This is a genomic window from Saccharothrix sp. ALI-22-I, from assembly GCF_001984175.1.
Classification (GTDB): domain Bacteria; phylum Actinomycetota; class Actinomycetes; order Mycobacteriales; family Pseudonocardiaceae; genus Actinosynnema.
The window spans coordinates 52,841-69,062 of record NZ_MTQP01000066.1; the positions used below are offsets into that span (position 1 = coordinate 52,841).

Sequence of the window (16,222 nt, forward strand, 5' to 3'; positions counted from 1 at the left end):
GACGTCACCGCGTCATCACCGGGCGTAGTACACATCCGGCCACGGCGGGGTCGCCATGCCGTTGCCGATGTGGAAGCTCGGGTGCGGCGGCTGGTTGTAGGCGGTGTTCTGCCACGCGATGGCGACGCGGTACATGGTGTCGTGCATCAACGTGGGGATGCGGCGGTCGGTCTGGTTGGGCGTGGAGTAGATGCGCAGCGCGGTGTTGTCCGAGGTCCGCCAGACGACCTCCTCGCGCCAGTCGCCGAACAGGTCGGCGCTCAGCGCGGGCGTGGCCTTGGTGCCGTTGTTCGAGGCCACCCCGGAACCGGTGAGCAGGCGGGTGTCGCCACCGGTGCCGTACTTGTCGATCCGGGTCTGGTCGAGCAGTTCCCGGGTCGGGTCGCCGTCCCACCAGGCCAGGAAGTTGATCGAGGACGGCTCACGGCCCAGCGCCGCGCCGGTGGTGCTGCGCAGGCTGGTGTCCATGGCCGACCACGATTCCGCGCCGGGGCTGCCGGCGTAGATGTCGCCCGCCACGCCACGCCCGTTGTCGCCGCCCGAGGCCGTGGTCCACAGCCGTGAACCGGTGCGCGCGTCGGCGAACCAGGAACCCGGCTGGCTGGTGCTCTCCGAGACCTTGAAGTACTCCAGGCCCGCCCGGGACGGGTCGAGGTCGCCCAGGTGCCCGGCGTCGCCGTGGCCGAGACCCGTGGTCCACAGGCCGCGCCCGTTGTCGTCGATGGTGGCCGCGCCGTAGACGATCTCGTCCCGGCCGTCCTGGTCCACGTCGCCGATGGACAGCGAGTGGTTGCCCTGGCCCGCGTAGCCGCCGTTGCCGGAGGCGTTGGAGTCGAACGTCCACCGCTTGGTCAACTGGCCGTTGCGGAAGTCCCACGCCGCGATCACCGCACGCGTGTAGTAGCCACGCGCCATGATCAGCGAGGGCCGGGCGCCGTCGAGGTACGCGGTGCCCGCCAGGAACCGGTCCACCCGGTTGCCGTAGGTGTCACCCCAGGAACCGACGTTGCCGCGCGGCGGGTCGTAGTTCACCGTGGACATCGCGGCGCCGGTCTGACCGTTGAACATGGTCAGGAACTCCGGGCCGGTCAGGATGTAGCCGCCGGAGTTGCGGTGGTCGGCGTTCGCGTCGCCGATCACCGTGCCCCGGCCGTCACGCGTGGCGTCGGCGGTCTTCATCGCGACCTCGGCCTTGCCGTCGCCGTCGTAGTCGTAGACCTGGAACTGGGTGTAGTGCGCGCCCGCCCGGATGTTGCGGCCCAGGTCGATGCGCCACAACCGGGTGCCGTCGATCCGGTAGGCGTCGATGTAGACGTTGCCGGTGACGCCGGACTGCGAGTTGTCCTTGGCGTTGTCCGGGTCCCACTTGAGCACGAACTCGTAGTCGCCGTCACCGTCCAGGTCGCCGACGCTGGCGTCGTTCGCCACGTACCCGGTGCCCGGCGACTGGATCGGCACGTCCCGGTAGCCGGCGCCGAACACGAGCGACGCCGGGGACGCCGGCTGCTCGGTGCCGTTCACCACGGCGCGCACGGTGTAGGACGCGTCCGCCGCCGCGCCGCTGTCCAGGTAGTTCGTCGAGGCCGTGACGGGCGAGGCGTTGACCTTGGTGCTGCCCCGGTAGACGTTGAACGACACGTTCTGCGGGTCACCGGCCAACAGCCGCCAGCTGACCAGGTTGGCGCTGCCCGACCGCACGCTGATCACGCCGCGGTCCAACCGCTCCACCTGCTTGCGGCCGGTCGGGTCGGACGGACCGGGGCCCGGGTTCGAGGTAGTCGTGGTCGTGGTCGTGGTGGTCGTCGTCGACGTGGAGGTGGGGCTGACGCCGCCGGTGCAGGTGGTTCCGTTGAGCGTGAACGTCGTGGGCACGCCTACCTCGGTGCCGGTCACCGTGCCGTTGAAGCCGAACGACGCCGTGCCGCCGGTCGGGACGGCCCGGTTCCAGTCCACATTGGACGCCGTCACACTCGCACCCGAGGCGGCGAACGTCGCGTTCCAGCCCTCGGCGACGCGCTCGGAGCCGGGGAACGACCAGGTCAGGGCCCACCCGTCCACCGGGTCGCCGAGGTTGGTGATGGTCACGTTCGCGGAGAACCCGCCCTGCCACTTGTTCTGCACCACGTAATCGACCCCGCAGCCCGGAGCCGCGGAGGCCACGCCGGCGACGACCAGGCCGCCGGTCAGTGCGCTGATCGCCGTGGCGGCAGCGATCGCCCGCACCCTGAACGAGTTGGTGAGCACCATTGCTCCTTCGTCGCTGATTCTGGGAGCGCTCCCAGATGTGATCCGGGTAACGCCCTCGCCCGCCACATGACAGCACCGCGACAGAGCCGCCGTCAAGGCATGAAACGATTCACCACATCGCCGGCCGGGTGCCGGAAAGTGCTGTATCAGCAGGTCAAGCGGGAGCTGAAGCGGTTCAACGGCGACGTGCGCGCATGCTCGACTCGCGGACCACCAGCTCCGGCGCGAACAGCACGTGCTTGTGCTCGTGTTCGGTCGGAGTCATCGTCTCGGCGATCACCAGCTCGGCGGCCGTGCGGCCGATCAGCTGGCGCGGCTGCCGCACCGAGGTGAGCGGCACGGCCGCGGCGGCGGCGAAGTCGATGTCGTCGTAGCCGACGATCGCGATCTCCTCCGGCACCCGGACGCCGGCGCGCACCAGCACCTGGAGCACGCCGAGCGCCAGCAGGTCGTTGGCGCAGAACACCGCGTCCGGCCGGACCGAGCGGGCCAGCAGCTGTTCGGCCGCGCGCTGCCCGGAGACCACGTTGAGCGCCGGGACCTTCAGCTCCTCCAGCACACCCTCGTCCCGGCCCGCCTTGCGCACCGCGTCCACCGCGCCCTCGTGCCGCTGGCGGGCCTGGTGGATGCGCGAGGGCCCGTTGACCATCACGATCCGCTCGTAGCCCTCGGCCAGCAGGTGGGTGACCGCCAGCTCGCCGCCCGCCCGGTCGTCCACGGCCACCGCGCACAGGGTCGGGTCCGTGGTCGGGTGGTCGAGCAGCACCACCGACATGCCGCGGTCGCGCAGTCTGCGCACGGCGGCAAGGTCCGTGTCCACCGGCGTGATCAGCACGCCGTGCACCCGCTGCTCGGCCAACAGCTCCACGTGCCGGGCCTCGCGCTGCGGCGACTCGTCGCTGTTGCACAGGATCACCGCGTGCCCGGCCTCGCTCGCGGTGTCCTCGACACCGCGGGCGACGTCGGTGAAGAACGGGTTGCCCACGTCGAGCACCACCAGCCCGATGGCGCGCGGCGTGCCGGAACGCAGCTGGCGCGCGGCGTCGTTGCGGACGAACCCCAGTTCCTCGATCGCGCCCATGACCCGCTCCCGGGTCGCCGGGGCGACGACCTCGGGACGGTTCAGGACGTTGGAAACCGTGCCGACGGACACCTTCGCGCGTGACGCCACGTCGCGGATGCTCACCGGTGAAACCACCGCGCCTCCTCGGCGGACTGAAGGTGTTGGTAAAAACGGAGTCTATCGACCGGAACCGTTCGGCGGACCCGTATGACCGATCACCGTGCTCACCGCAGGAAGGCGGCGGCCACGCCCGCGTCCACGGGGATGTGCGCGCCGGTCGTGTGGGACAGTTCGCCGGCGGTCAGCGCGAACACCGCGTTGGCCACGTGCTCGGGCAGCACTTCCCGCTTGAGCAGCGTGCGCTGGGCGTAGAAGGCGCCCAACTCATGCTCCGGCACCCCGTACACGGCGGCACGCTGCGCGCCCCAGCCGCCCGCGAAGATGCCCGACCCGCGCACCACGCCGTCCGGGTTGACGCCGTTGACCCGGATGCCGTGCCCGCCCAGTTCGGCGGCCAGCAGCCGGACCTGGTGCGCCTGGTCGGCCTTGGCCGCGCCGTAGGCGACGTTGTTCGGTCCGGCGAAGACGGAGTTCTTCGAGGCGATGTAGACGATGTCGCCGCCCATCCCCTGCTCGATCATCGCCTTCGCCGCCGCCTTGGCGACCAGGAACGAACCGCGCGCCATCACGCCGTGCTGGAGGTCCCAGTCGCGGGCGGTGGTCTCCAGCAGCGGCTTGGAGATGGACAGACCGGCGTTGTTGACCACCAGGTCCACCCCGCCGAACGCCAGGCACGCCGCGCCGACGGCGGACGTGACCGCTTCCTCGTCGGTCACGTCCGCCACCACGGCCACCGCCGTGTCCGCGCCGAGTTCGTCGGCCACGGCCCGCGCCGCGTCCGCGTTGACGTCCGCCACGACCACGCACGCGCCCTCGGCGGCCAGCCGCAGCGCGATCGCCTTGCCGATGCCCGATCCCGCGCCGGTGACGAACGCGACCCGGGTGGCCAGCGGCTTGGGCGCGGGCATCCGCTGGAGCTTGGCCTCCTCCAGCGCCCAGTACTCGATGCGGAACTTCTCGGCCTCGTCGATCGGCGCGTACTTCGACACCGACTCGGCGCCGCGCATCACGTTGATCGCGTTGACGTAGAACTCGCCCGCGACCCGCGCGGTCTGCTTGTCCTTGCCGTAGGAGAACATGCCGACGCCGGGCACCAGCACGATCGCCGGGTCCGCACCGCGCATCGGCGGCGAGTCGGGCGACGCGTTGCGCTCGTAGTAGGCGCGGTAGTCCTCGCGGTACGCCTCGTGCAACTCGCGCAGCCGGGCCGTCACCTCGTCCAACGGCGCGGTCGGCGGCAGGTCGAGCACCATCGGCCGCACCTTGGTGCGCAGGAAGTGGTCCGGGCAGGACGTGCCGAGCGCGGCCAGTCTCGGGTGCCCGTCGTGCGCCAGGAAGTCCAGCACCACGTCGGTGTCGGTGAAGTGGCCGACCTGCGGGCGGTCCGTGGACGCCAGGCCGCGCAGCAACGGGGCCAGAGCGGCGGCACGGGCCCGGCGTTCCTCCGCCGGCAACGGGTCGTGCAGCTTCGCGCCGAACGGGTCCGGCCTGCCGCGCGCGGCCAGGAACTCGGTGGCCCGCCGGATGATCTCCTGCGACCGCTCCTGGCACTGCGCCGAGGTCACGCCCCACGCGGTGATGCCGTGCCCGCCGAGGATCACGCCGATCGCCTGCGGGTTCTCCCGGGCGATCGCGGCGATGTCCAGGCCGAGCTGGAAACCGGGACGCCGCCACGGCACCCACAGCACCCGGTCGCCGAACACCTCCTTGGTCAACGCCTCACCGTCCGCCGCCGCCGCGATCGCGATGCCCGCGTCGGGGTGCAGGTGGTCGACGTGCGCGGCGTCCACCAGGCCGTGCATGGCGGTGTCGATCGACGGCGCCGCGCCGCCGCGACCGTGCAGGCAGTAGTCGAACGCGGCCACCATCTCGTCCTCGCGCTCCACACCCGGGTACACGTCCACCAGAGCGCGCAGCCGGTCCAGCCGCAGCACGGCCAGGCCGCGTTCGGTCAACGTGCCCAGGTCGCCGCCGGAGCCCTTGACCCACATCAGCTCCACCGGCGCGCCGGTGACCGGGTCGGTCTCCACGCCCTTGGCCGAGGTGTTGCCGCCCGCGTAGTTCGTGGTCGCCGGGTCCGAGCCCAGCTCGTGCGATCGCGCCAGAAGTGCGCTCACCTGGTCGTTCACGCGCCCCACCCCGCCTGCTCGCCGCCGACCCGCTCCGCCACGATCCGCTCGCCGTAGCCGGACCCCGCGTACGCCGCCATCGGGTCCGGGTCCAGCCCCATGCCCTCGCGCACGGACGCCACCAGCGGCCGCACGTCGGTGTTGAAGGCGTCCATCAGCACGGCGTTCGCGCCCAGCACGTCACCGACCCGCTGTGCCGCCGCCAACGCGTCCCGGTCGACCAGCAGCGCCTTGGCCGTGGCCTCCTGCACGTTCATCACCGACCGGATCTGGCCGGGGATCTTCGGCTCGATGTTGTGGCACTGGTCGAGCATGAACGCCACCCCCGAGGAAGCGTCGAGAGCGCCGCCCTGCACCACCTCGAACATGATCCGGAACAGCTGGAACGGGTCCGCCGCACCGACCATCAGGTCGTCGTCGGCGTAGAAGCGGGAGTTGAAGTCGAACCCGCCGAGCTTGCCCGCGCGCAGCAGCACCGCGACGATGAACTCGATGTTGGTGCCCGGCGCGTGATGACCCGTGTCGACCACGACCTGCGCCCGCTCGCCCAGCTCCAGGCAGTGCGCGTACGCCGTGCCCCAGTCCGGCACGTCGGTGGTGTAGAACGCGGGCTCGAACAGCTTGTACTCCAGCAGGACGCGCTGGTTGTCCCCCAGCCGCTGGTACGTCTCCTGCAAGGCCTCGGCGAGCCGGTCCTGGCGGGCCCGGATGTTGTCCTGGCCGGGGTAGTTGGTGCCGTCGGCGAACCACAGCTTCAGGTCGCGGGACCCGGTGGCGTCCATGATGTCGACGCACTGCAACAAGTGGTCGACCGCCTTGCGGCGCACCGCCGGATCGGGCGAGCACACGCTGCCGAGCACGTACGCGTCGTCCTGGAAGACGTTGGCGTTGATCGTGCCGATCGACACGCCCAGGTCTTCGGCGAACTTGGCCAGCTCCGCGTAGTCGGACACGCGGTCCCACGGGATGTGCAGCGCCACCGACGGCGCGACGCCCGTGAACCGGTGCACGGTGGCGGCGTCCGCGACCTTCTCGTGCGGGGTGCGCGGCACACCGCGTTGCGCGAACACCTTGAACCGGGTGCCGGAGTTGCCGAACGCCCAGGACGGCAGCTCGATCCGCTGCCCCGCCAAGGCCTCCCTCACGTCACTGGCACTGGCACTGGCACTGGGTGATCCTGCGCCGGCTAATCCTGTCTGGGCAGATCCTGTCTGGGCAGATCCTGTCTGGGCGACCACTTCGGACTCCTTCACTGCTCAGTCGAGGTGGAAGACCTCGGTCAGCGGCCTCATGGCCTCGTCGGGCTGCCTGCCGTCCAGCGCGGTGAAGAACTCGGCCATCTCGGCCTGCCACCGGTCGTTCACCTCGCGCTCGCGCATGCCCCGCTGAGCGGCGTCCCAGTCCGGGGTCTCCAGATAGCCGACGAGCAGCCCGTCGTCGGCCAGGAAGAGGCTGTAGTTGCCCCATCCGGTCTCGCGCAGTGCCTCCCGCATCTCCGGCCACACCTCGCGGTGCCGCTCCCGGTACTCCTCCAACCGCTCCGGTCGCACCCGGAGCAGGAAGCAGACACGTCGCACGACGACCTCCGAAAAATGAAACGTTTCACAAAGACGCTATGGTTGCGGCACAAGGGTTGTCAATGGTCTGGACTACTTGTCTGCGTCACGGCGTGTGCACGCCGTCGTAGAACGCCACCCGGACCGCGATCTCCCGCTCCTCGCCCGGCTTGAGCACCACCGGCGCGTCCCACGCGAGAGCGGAGCCGATGCCCTGGTACTGGCCCACCCGCACGAACCACGGGTCGGTCGGCCCGGACACCACGGCCGTCCACGCCGGCTTGTCCGGGGCTCGCACCGGGTCGCCGACGACCACCGCCAGCCACGGCGCGGTCCGGCCGTTGACCTCGTTCTCGCCCACGCCGTTCGGGCTGTGGACGTGCACGGACAGCGGGTCGAGCTCGGGCAGCCGCCAGAACCAGCCGCCGTAGCCCGCGCCCGCCCGGCCCTTGCTGCCGGGGCTGTGCAGCACCACGTCGTCCTCGGCGGTGAGCACGCTGGTCCACTCCAGCTCCCAGCCGCCGGTCACCATCCGGCGGCGGATGCGGCGGCGTTCGCGCAGCAGCACCGCGCCCGCCGAGTCGCACCACGCCAGTTCACCGGGACCGGACTCCTGGACCTGGCCCAGCTCGCCCGGCACGTACCCCTCGCCGGGCACGTAGTTCCGGCCGCCCCACAGGTTGACCCCGTTGACGTCGGGCAGCGCCAGTCCGATGCCCCGGTGCCACTGGTGGTCGTCCGGGTGCTCGCCGGTGACCACGACCCCGCCGAGCGTGCGCACCGGGTGCAGGGCCGGCCTCGGCACGACCAGCGGCAGCTGCACGCTGTCCCAGCCGTACCGGGCCACGCCGCCCAGCGGCGACCACGGCACCTCCAGCTCGGCGAACGTGCGCAGGTGTTCGGCGGCCTTGGCCACCACGTGGTCCACGCCGTCCACGTCGACCCGCTTGCCGTTGCGGCGCAACCACGCCGGGTCGATCGGCACCGGGTCGGGCGCGGTGCGCACGGCCTCCAGGACCCGCATGAACGCACCGGTCTCGGCCAGCGGCGCGCACAGCGGCACGCCCGGGTCCTTCAGGTGGTCCAGCAGGTTCCGCAGCGGTGAGACGTTCCGGTACCGCTCCTCGATACCGTCGATCACCAGCCGGTGCTCGGTGTAGTGCAGCTCGGCGCGTTTGCGGCTGCCGTGCACGACGAGCACCGGTTCCCGCGCGACCTCGGCGCACAGCGTCACCGCGACCACGATCACCGTGCCGTTGCGGGTGCGCAGCCGCAGGCACGAGGTGTCGTCGGCCTCGATGTCGCGGGAGCGCAGTAGCTCCAGCTCGATATCGTCCACGTCGTCCACACCCGTGCTGCCGTCCAGCGCCAACGCGGTGGCGATGCCGTGCGCGAACGGGTTGGTCAACGCGCCGTCCACCACCGGCACGCCGTCGAGCGTGCGGCGGCCCGCCCACGGCGCGCGGGTGTAGTAGCTGTCGTCGCGCGACCACGTGCCGCGCACGCCGATGCCCCGGATCTCGCCCAACGCGCCGGACCGCATCAACTCGCCGAGCCGGCGCACCGCGAGCGAGCCCAGGCTCTGGAAGCCGACCTGGACCAGCCTGCCCTCGGACCGGTCGACCAGGTCCTGCCAGTCGGCCAACGTCGGCGTGGGCGGTTTCTCCAGCACGAGGTGCGCGCCGGCGTCCAAGACCTTGTGCGCCAACGGCACGTGCGTGTGCATGGGCGTGGACACGATCCCGATGTCCGCGCCGCGCGTCAACGCCGACAGGTCGGCATCCACCGGCCGGTCGCCGATGATCCTGCGCGCCTCGCCGTCCAGCGGGTTGACCTCGCACACGCCCGCCAACCGCACCAGCCCGTCGGCCTCCAGCGCCGCGATCTCCCGCAGGTACAGCCGCCCGTACCCGGCCGCCCCGGCGAGCACCACGCGCGGTGTCACCGTCGCTCCACCGCGACCGCGGCGAACACCAGCAGACCCGGCACCACGACGACGAACGCCGGTGCCTGCCCGATCACCAGCGCCGCCACCACCAGCGCGACGACCAGGTACGCGTACCCGACCCAGTCGCGCGACGGCTCGGCCAGCAGCACGGCCCACCGGTCACCCGGGTTCCACCGCGCCGCCGTCCGCAGCAGCACCAGCACCACCCCGGCCAGCGCCAGCCCGATCACCGGACCGAGCACGGACGCGCCCGGCAGCCCGCCCAGCAACGCCAGCACGTCCAGCACGCCGACCGCCAGCACCACCACCGGGACCGCGACCGCTACGGGGTCACGTACCGCTTGGCCCAGCAGCACGACGAACCGCCGCACGGTGGGCGTGCGGCCGTCGTCCACCAGCTCCCGCAGCAGCACCGCACCCGCCGCAGCGGCGGGCAACGCGGTCAGCACCGGCAGCGCCGCGACGCACACCAGCACGCCGATCAGCAGCACCTCGGCCAGCAGCGCCAACGGCCGCACCCACGGACTCATCTCCCGCGCGCTCATCCCTTGATCCCGCTGGTCGCCACACCGTCCACCAGGAACCGCTGGAAAGCCAGGAAGAACAGGCCGATGGGCAGCAGCGCGAGCACCGACATGGCGAACATCGGCCCGAACGCCGACTGCGTCGCCTGGTCGATGAACAGCTGCAACGCCAGCGGCAGGGTGAACTTCTCCGGGTCGTTGAGGTAGATCAGCTGGCTGAAGAAGTCGTTCCAGGTCCAGATGAAGGTGAAGATCGCGGTGGTGATCAGGGCCGGCCGCAGCAGCGGCAGGATCACGTGCCGGAACACCCCGACCGGTCCGCAACCGTCCAGCGTGGCCGCCTCGTCCAGCTCACGCGGCAGCGTGCGGATGAACTGCACCATCAGGAAGATGAAGAACGCGTCCGTGGCCAGGAACTTCGGCAGGATCAGCGGCCAGAACGTGTTCACCATGTCCATCTGCTGGAAGATGACGTACTGCGGGATCAGCACCACGTGCTGCGGCAGCATGATCGTGATCATCATGAACCCGAACATCGGGCCCCGGCCCCGGAAGTGCAGCCGGCCGAACGCGTAGGCCGCGAGCGAGCACGACACCACGTTGCCGACCACCGCGCCCGCCGAGATCATCAGCGAGTTCCAGAAGTAGTGCAGCACGCCGAACTCGCCGACGCCGTCGAACACCTCGGCGTAGTTGTTCCCGGTGGGCTCCCTCGGCAGCAGCGCGAGCGTGGAGATCACCTCCGTCGCGGGCTTGAACGACGTGGAGATCAGCCAGATCACCGGGTACAGCAGCACCAGCAGCACGCCCAGGACCAGGACGTGCCACACCAGCTTCTTCGGCAGGGCCGACTTCTCGGACGAAGCTGACGATGCCGACGATGTCAACGTGCTCAACGGTTCTCCCCCGCGTAGAACACCCAGCGCCGGGCGCTGCGGAACACCAGTGCGGTCAGGATCGCGACCACGGCGAGCAGCACCCAGGCCATCGCCGAGGCGTAGCCCATCCGGAAGTCGGTGAAGCCGCGCTGGTAGAGGTAGAGCGGGTAGAGCAGGGTCGAGTCGCTGGGACCGCCGCGCCCGCTGCTCACCACGAACGCGCCGGTGAACGCCTGGAACGCGTGGATGGTCTCCAGCACCAGGTTGAACAGGATCACCGGGGACAGCATGGGCAGCGTGACGCTGAGGAACCGGCGGGCCGGGCCCGCGCCGTCGATCGCCGCCGCCTCGTACAACTCGCGCGGCACCTGCTTCAGCCCGGCCAGGAAGATCACCATCGGCGCGCCGAACTGCCACGCGGCCAGCGCCACCAGCGTGAGCAGCGCGTACTGCGGCTGGTCGACCCAGCCGCCGGTGTCCACGCCGACCGAGGCGAGCACCCGGTCCACCGTGCCGTCGGTGGAGAACAGCGCCCGCCACGCCAGCGCGACGCTCACACTCGCGCCGAGCAGCGACGGCGCGTAGAACGCCGACCGGTACAGGCCGACGCCCGTGCGCTGCCGGTTGAGCAGCAGGGCCACCGCGAGCGCCAGTCCGAGCTTGAGCGGCACCGAGATGAACACGTACTTGGTGGTGACCCAGGCGGCGTGCCAGAAGCGCTCGTCGCCGGTGAACATGGTCACGTAGTTCTCGGCGCCGATCCAGTTCGGGGACGAGAACAGGTCGTAGTCGGTGAACGACAGGTACAGCGACGCCGCCATCGGGCCGATGGTCAGCAGCGCCGCGCCGATGATCCACGGCGACAGGAACAGGTACGCCACACCCTGGCCCCGCCGCCTGCGACCGCGGGCAGCGGTCGCGGGCGGCGGCGAGTCGGCGACCTCCGGCCGGCTCAGAACGGACTGGGTCATCCTCAGGACCCCAGCGACTGCTCGGCGTCCTGGACCACGCGCTTGGCCGCGTCGGCGACGCTGACCCGGTTGAAGATCACGTCGTCGTAGGTGCGCTGGAAGTCGCGCTTGATGGCCGAGGAGCCGGTGGGCCAGGCGCCGAACGCCGGGCCGATCTTGTCCTTCTGCGCCACCTCGTAGTCGCACACGGCCTTGCTGCCGGCCTCCGCCGTCGCGCACACCTGGGCGCGGATCTCCTCGTTCGGCGGCACGCCGCGCGAGGCGCCGAGCAGCTTGCCCGCCTCGGGGTCGTTGAGCAGGAAGTCCAGCAGCTTGACCGCCGCGTCCCGGTTCTTGGACCGTTGCGACACCGCGAACGACACCGGCGGCATCGCGGCCATGCCGCTCTCCGCCACGTCACTGGGCAGCGGCGCGACCTTGAGGTTCGGGCCGAACGCGCCGAAGTAGCCGGTGACGCCGGAGTCGTAGCCGATCTCCGAGGCGGACTGCTTGGTCACGATGCCGGAGTTCTGCACCGAGCCGTCCATCTTGGTGGTCACCTCGGCGGGCGAGACGCCCTTGCCGGGGCGCATCGTGCCGATCATCTCCCAGTACTCGGCCAGCTCGTCGGCGGTGAAGCCGAGCTTGCCCTCCGGGGTGTAGAGCGACTTGTCGTGCTGGTGCAGCCACACCTCGAACCAGTCGATGGCCCAGCCGAAGTCGGTGGTGCCGGCCACCTGGCCCGCCGCGCCGACCTTGTTCATCGCCGCGGCGAACTCCGCCCAGGTCCACTTCTCGCCGGGCGCAGTGGGCACCTTGACGCCCGCGGCGTCGAAGTGCGTCGGGTCGAAGATCAGCATCTGGGTGGTGGCGCCGCCCGCGACGGCGTACTGCTTGCCGTCGACCTTGCCGCCCTCCAGCAGGTTCGGCGGGATCTTGTCGATCTTCAGGTCCTTGCCGACGTACTCCCCCAGGTCGGCCAGCACGTTGCGGCCGGCGTACTCGCCGACCGTGGCCCGGTCCAGCTGGAGCAGGTCCGGTCCGGCGCCGCCGGCGACCTGGGTGGAGAGCTTCTGGAAGTACGCGTCGTAGCCGCTGTACTCCGTCTCCACCTTGATGTCCGGGTTGCGCTTCTGGAACTCGTCGACCGCGGCCCTGGTGACCTTGGCCCGGTCCTCGTTGCCCCACCAGACGAACCGCAACGTCACCGAGCCGTCGGCCGAATCACCGCTACCGCAGCCGGACAGCGCCGCGGACAGCGACAACAGCCCGACCAGCATGCCTGCCGCGCCGCGGCGAGACACTCGTCCCATCACCGTCACCCCTTGATTGAATCGGTTCAAACAACGTAGGTGACCCCCATCACGGCGTCAAGAGAGCCATTCCCCCACTGAGACGCTGGACTGATCCGGTCTTGCCAACCGGGTTGAAACGGTTCATCGTGTGGCCTCGTCACGCACCTCGCGCATCGTCGCGCTCCCTGGAGGCCGCAGATGACCCGCGTCCGACCGCTGCTCGCCGTCCTGACGGCGCTGGCGTTAGTCCTGAGCACGTCTCCGGCCCTGGCCTCACCGGGTGGTCCGCGGCTGGAGCGGCTCGACCGCGGCCTGGTCGCGGCGCGCACCGACGGCGGGGTGTTCCTGAGCTGGCGGCTGCTGCGCCACGAGGTCACCGGCCACACCGACACCGGGCTGGCCGGTCCGGCGTTCGCCGTCTACCGCGACGGGCGCAGGATCGCCACGGTCACCGACAGCACCAACTACCTCGACGCGACCGGCGGCTCGGAGTACCGGGTGGCGCCGGTCGTCCGGGGTCGGCAGGGCGGGCTGAGCGAGCCCGTGTCGCCGTGGGCGGGCGGGTCCTACGACCTGCCGCTGCGCAAGCCCGCCGACGGTGTGACGCCGGCCGGTGAGGCGTACACGTACTCGGCCAACGACGTGAGCGTCGGTGACGTGGACGGTGACGGCAGCTACGAGTACGTGGTCAAGTGGGAGCCGTCCAACTCCAAGGACGTCTCGCAGATCGGCTACACCGGCCCGACCTACGTGGACACGTACCGGTTCGACGGCACCCTGCTGCACCGCGTGGACCTGGGCGTGAACATCCGCTCCGGCGCGCACTACACGCAGTTCCCGGTCTACGACTTCGACGGCGACGGCCGTTCGGAGATGATGATGAAGACCGCGCCGGGGACCAAGGTGACGTCGTACGACCGGCGTGGGAACGCGGTGTCGGAGCGGTACGTGACCATGCCGCGCGAGGACGTGCGGGCGGGTTTCTCTCACCGTGACGACTACCGGCTCAGCGCGGCGGGTTACTACGAGCACGTGGTGGAGATGTTCCGGGGCTGGGACCGGCATCCCGAGGTGGTGGCCGGGCGGTGGCCGGCGACGTTGGAGCAGGCGTTCGGCATCGAGCCGCGGTACGGCTACCCCTTGTCCGATGTGGACGCCCGTGCGTTGGCGGACCACTTCATGGACGTGTACGCGCCGAGTCGTAGTGCCCGCAACAACCTTCGGGCGTTCGCCGGGTTCATCGTGGACGGTCCGGAGTACCTGACGGTGTTCGACGGGGCGTCCGGCCGTGAGTTGGAGACGGTGCGGTACGAGCCGGGTCGGCACGACGACGGGCTGATGTGGGGCGACTACGCGTTGGGCCGCATCGAGCCGGGCAACCGGGTGGACCGGTTCCTGGCCGGTGTGGCGTACCTGGACGGCAAGCACCCGTCGGCGGTGTTCGCCCGTGGTTACTACACGCGCACGACGGTGGCGACGTACCGGTGGAACGGGCGGCGGCTGGTCAAGGGCTGGTTCGTGGACAGCGGTTGGGTGCCGATGAGCAACCCGTTCAACTACCCGGTGCACAACCGCGACGGCTCGTCGCCGGAGTACGGGTCACTGGCCACGCAGGGCGCGCACTCGTTGAGCGCGGCGGACGTGGACGGCGACGGCAAGCAGGAGATCGTGTACGGGTCGTCGACCATCGACCACGACGGGAAGCTGTTGTACAGCTCGTCGGGCGTGCTGCCGCCGGGCAGCGCGAACCCCGGTGCGGTGGAACGGCTCGGGCACGGCGACGCGTTGCACGTGACCGATATCGACCCGACCCGGCCGGGTCTGGAGATCTACATGGTGCACGAGGGCGCGCGTTCGGCGCCCTACGGTTACGCGTTGCGTGACGCGGCCACCGGTCAGGTGATCTACGGCGCTTACACCGGTGTGGACACCGGGCGCGGCATGGTCGGTGACGTGCTGCCATCCGAGCCGGGACTGGAGACGTGGGCGTCGGTGCCGGGCGGTTCGGGCGCGGTGGGGTTGTGGTCGGCGGACGGGCGTCCGCTGTCGACGGCGATCCCGGGGACGAACGCGAGCATCCGGTGGGCGGCCGACCTGACCACGCAGGTCGTGGACGGCGCACTGGAGGTGACACCGTCGATCAAGGACTGGCGGCGCGGGACTCTGCTGACCGCCGAGGGCACGCGCACGAACAACCACACCAAGGGCAACCCGTCGCTGGTGGCCGACGTGCTGGGTGACTGGCGCGAGGAGTTGGTGGTGCGCACGGCGGACAGCTCGGCGTTGCGGATCTACCTGAGCACCGAGGTGACCGGCCACAAGCTCTACACGCTGATGCACGACCCGCAGTACCGGGTGGACATCGCGCGGCAGCAGACCACGTACAACCAGCCCGCGTACACCGGTTTCTACCTGGCTTCGGACACGGATTGGTCGAAAGTGCCGCGTTAGCGCTCCTGACCCAGGGCGACACGATCACCAAGTGCGGCTGGAGTATCAACACTCCGGCCGCACTTGGTGATTCGTCTATGCGCGGACCACGTCGGGGCTCGTCGCGGCTCGTCGCGGCTCGTCCGGGCTCGTCCGGGCTCGTCGCGGCCGGCGTGCGACCCCTTTCCGAGATCTTCCTGTGATCACGGGTGAACCCGTTCGCACGACCGGCCGTATGAATCCCTGCAAGCCTTTCCAGTCGAGCCGAGGGGCTGGTGGTCCGATGCCCGACGGAAAAGCAGGTGTGACCATTAGCACATATCGGGTCGTGCCGGGCGGGATGGAGAGTTTCTCGGCATCGGTGAAAGGCCTGCTGGCAGCCGCGTCCAGATCACCGGGTTATCTCGAAGGCAGAATGGAGAAAGCATCGGGCGATTCGGTGACATGGCTGGTCATCTGCTGGTTCGACAGCGCGGAGAACGTCGCCGCTTGGGGGCGGTCACCGACGCACGAGGCCTGGCGCGAATACATCGAGCGCTTCGCGACTCAGGGCGGCGTGGGTGTGTCCACGACCGCGCCCCCGGTGGATGCGCCGACCCGATCCGCGCCGGCGCCGAGCCCCCCGCCAGGCCCTCCACCGGGCCCTCCGCCGAAGTGGAAGATGGCGCTGATGACGCTGACCGGCGTGTTCCCGGCCGTGCTGCTGGTCAACATCACCGTCATCCCGCGGGTCGCGGGTCTGCCGCTCGTCGCACGCACGTTCGTGCTGTGCGTGTGCGTGACGGTGCTGATGACCTGGGTGCTCATGCCTCAGGTGCAGAAGCTGCTCGGCCCCTGGTCACGCCGAGGTATCACCCCTGTAGCCGCACCCCCGGCGGACAGCCCGCCCGACGCCGGCACCGCGCCCATTTCAACCTCACACCGACTCCCACCCGTCGCGGTGCCGGCCGACAACGGCGCCCGAACGGGTTCACGACCACCCAGAGCCGCGCGGGCACGGCACGCCGCCCCCGCGACCTCCCCTGGCGGACAACAGTCCCGTTCGCGTCGCCGTTGACGCGATGCCCGGACGACCCGCCGCC

The 16,222-nt window shown here is 70.5% G+C and carries 12 protein-coding genes and 1 pseudogene; 3 read left to right on the top strand and 10 right to left on the bottom strand.

Annotation, left to right across the window (positions count from 1 at the left end):
• Positions 1–15 precede the first annotated feature (15 nt).
• The 10 genes from ALI22I_RS28860 to ALI22I_RS28905 form a co-directional block, all read right to left on the bottom strand.
• Positions 16–2,247 (bottom strand): rhamnogalacturonan lyase family protein, encoded by a 2,232-nt coding sequence (locus ALI22I_RS28860; RefSeq protein WP_077008719.1) that lies wholly within the window; start codon positions 2,245–2,247, stop codon positions 16–18.
• 175 nt (positions 2,248–2,422) lie between these two features.
• Entirely contained in the window at positions 2,423–3,445 is a 1,023-nt protein-coding gene (locus tag ALI22I_RS28865) for a LacI family DNA-binding transcriptional regulator (RefSeq protein WP_077008720.1), read from the bottom strand.
• 89 nt (positions 3,446–3,534) lie between these two features.
• Positions 3,535–5,559 carry a bifunctional rhamnulose-1-phosphate aldolase/short-chain dehydrogenase gene (locus tag ALI22I_RS28870; protein WP_077009270.1) on the bottom strand — a complete coding sequence of 675 codons (2,025 nt, stop codon included), beginning with the start codon at positions 5,557–5,559 and terminating at the stop codon, positions 3,535–3,537.
• Entirely contained in the window at positions 5,556–6,704 is a 1,149-nt protein-coding gene (gene rhaI / locus ALI22I_RS28875) for an L-rhamnose isomerase (protein WP_077008721.1), read from the bottom strand. Before rhaI ends, ALI22I_RS28870 begins: the two co-directional genes overlap by 4 nt.
• A gap of 111 nt (positions 6,705–6,815) precedes the next feature.
• Complete coding sequence (locus tag ALI22I_RS28880) at positions 6,816–7,136, bottom strand: L-rhamnose mutarotase (protein WP_077008722.1); 321 nt, start codon at positions 7,134–7,136, stop codon at positions 6,816–6,818.
• 85 nt (positions 7,137–7,221) lie between these two features.
• Positions 7,222–9,060: a DUF6807 family protein gene (locus tag ALI22I_RS28885; protein ID WP_077008723.1), complete on the bottom strand. Its 1,839-nt coding sequence runs from the start codon at positions 9,058–9,060 to the stop codon at positions 7,222–7,224.
• Positions 9,057–9,608, bottom strand: coding sequence for a hypothetical protein (locus tag ALI22I_RS28890; RefSeq protein ID WP_238598621.1), 552 nt, complete (start codon positions 9,606–9,608; stop codon positions 9,057–9,059). The genes ALI22I_RS28885 and ALI22I_RS28890 overlap by 4 nt, the downstream gene beginning before the upstream one ends.
• Positions 9,605–10,483 carry a carbohydrate ABC transporter permease gene (locus ALI22I_RS28895; protein WP_238598622.1) on the bottom strand — a complete coding sequence of 293 codons (879 nt, stop codon included), beginning with the start codon at positions 10,481–10,483 and terminating at the stop codon, positions 9,605–9,607. Before ALI22I_RS28895 ends, ALI22I_RS28890 begins: the two co-directional genes overlap by 4 nt.
• The gene (locus ALI22I_RS28900; protein WP_077008725.1) at positions 10,480–11,436 is read right to left on the bottom strand and encodes a carbohydrate ABC transporter permease; all 957 of its coding nucleotides are present in this window, start codon (positions 11,434–11,436) and stop codon (positions 10,480–10,482) included. The genes ALI22I_RS28895 and ALI22I_RS28900 overlap by 4 nt, the downstream gene beginning before the upstream one ends.
• A 2-nt stretch (positions 11,437–11,438) precedes the next feature.
• Positions 11,439–12,728 carry an ABC transporter substrate-binding protein gene (locus ALI22I_RS28905; protein ID WP_143532488.1) on the bottom strand — a complete coding sequence of 430 codons (1,290 nt, stop codon included), beginning with the start codon at positions 12,726–12,728 and terminating at the stop codon, positions 11,439–11,441.
• 180 nt (positions 12,729–12,908) lie between these two features.
• Between ALI22I_RS28905 and ALI22I_RS28910 the strand changes: the two genes are divergently transcribed.
• The 3 genes and pseudogenes from ALI22I_RS28910 to ALI22I_RS53980 all read left to right on the top strand — a co-directional run bounded on the left by ALI22I_RS28910 (position 12,909) and on the right by ALI22I_RS53980 (position 16,197).
• On the top strand, positions 12,909–15,161 hold the full coding sequence (locus ALI22I_RS28910; RefSeq protein ID WP_077008726.1) for a rhamnogalacturonan lyase: 2,253 nt from the start codon (positions 12,909–12,911) through the stop codon (positions 15,159–15,161).
• Between the two features lie 262 nt (positions 15,162–15,423).
• Positions 15,424–15,654, top strand: a pseudogene (locus tag ALI22I_RS55695) (antibiotic biosynthesis monooxygenase); the annotation flags it as partial.
• Between the two features lie 156 nt (positions 15,655–15,810).
• Positions 15,811–16,197 (top strand): hypothetical protein, encoded by a 387-nt coding sequence (locus tag ALI22I_RS53980; RefSeq protein WP_238598623.1) that lies wholly within the window; start codon positions 15,811–15,813, stop codon positions 16,195–16,197.
• The last annotated feature ends 25 nt before the right edge of the window (positions 16,198–16,222 follow it).

Bases quoted from the DNA above. Each gene is read 5' to 3' on its own strand.
- ALI22I_RS28910 (WP_077008726.1), top strand. From the start codon at position 12,909: ATGACCCGCGTCCGACCGCTGCTCGCCGTCCTGACGGCGCTGGCGTTA.
- ALI22I_RS28860 (WP_077008719.1), bottom strand. From the start codon at position 2,247: ATGGTGCTCACCAACTCGTTCAGGGTGCGGGCGATCGCTGCCGCCACG.
- ALI22I_RS28890 (WP_238598621.1), bottom strand. From the start codon at position 9,608: ATGAGCGCGCGGGAGATGAGTCCGTGGGTGCGGCCGTTGGCGCTGCTG.
- ALI22I_RS28900 (WP_077008725.1), bottom strand. From the start codon at position 11,436: ATGACCCAGTCCGTTCTGAGCCGGCCGGAGGTCGCCGACTCGCCGCCG.
- ALI22I_RS53980 (WP_238598623.1), top strand. From the start codon at position 15,811: ATGACGCTGACCGGCGTGTTCCCGGCCGTGCTGCTGGTCAACATCACC.
- ALI22I_RS28905 (WP_143532488.1), bottom strand. From the start codon at position 12,728: ATGGGACGAGTGTCTCGCCGCGGCGCGGCAGGCATGCTGGTCGGGCTG.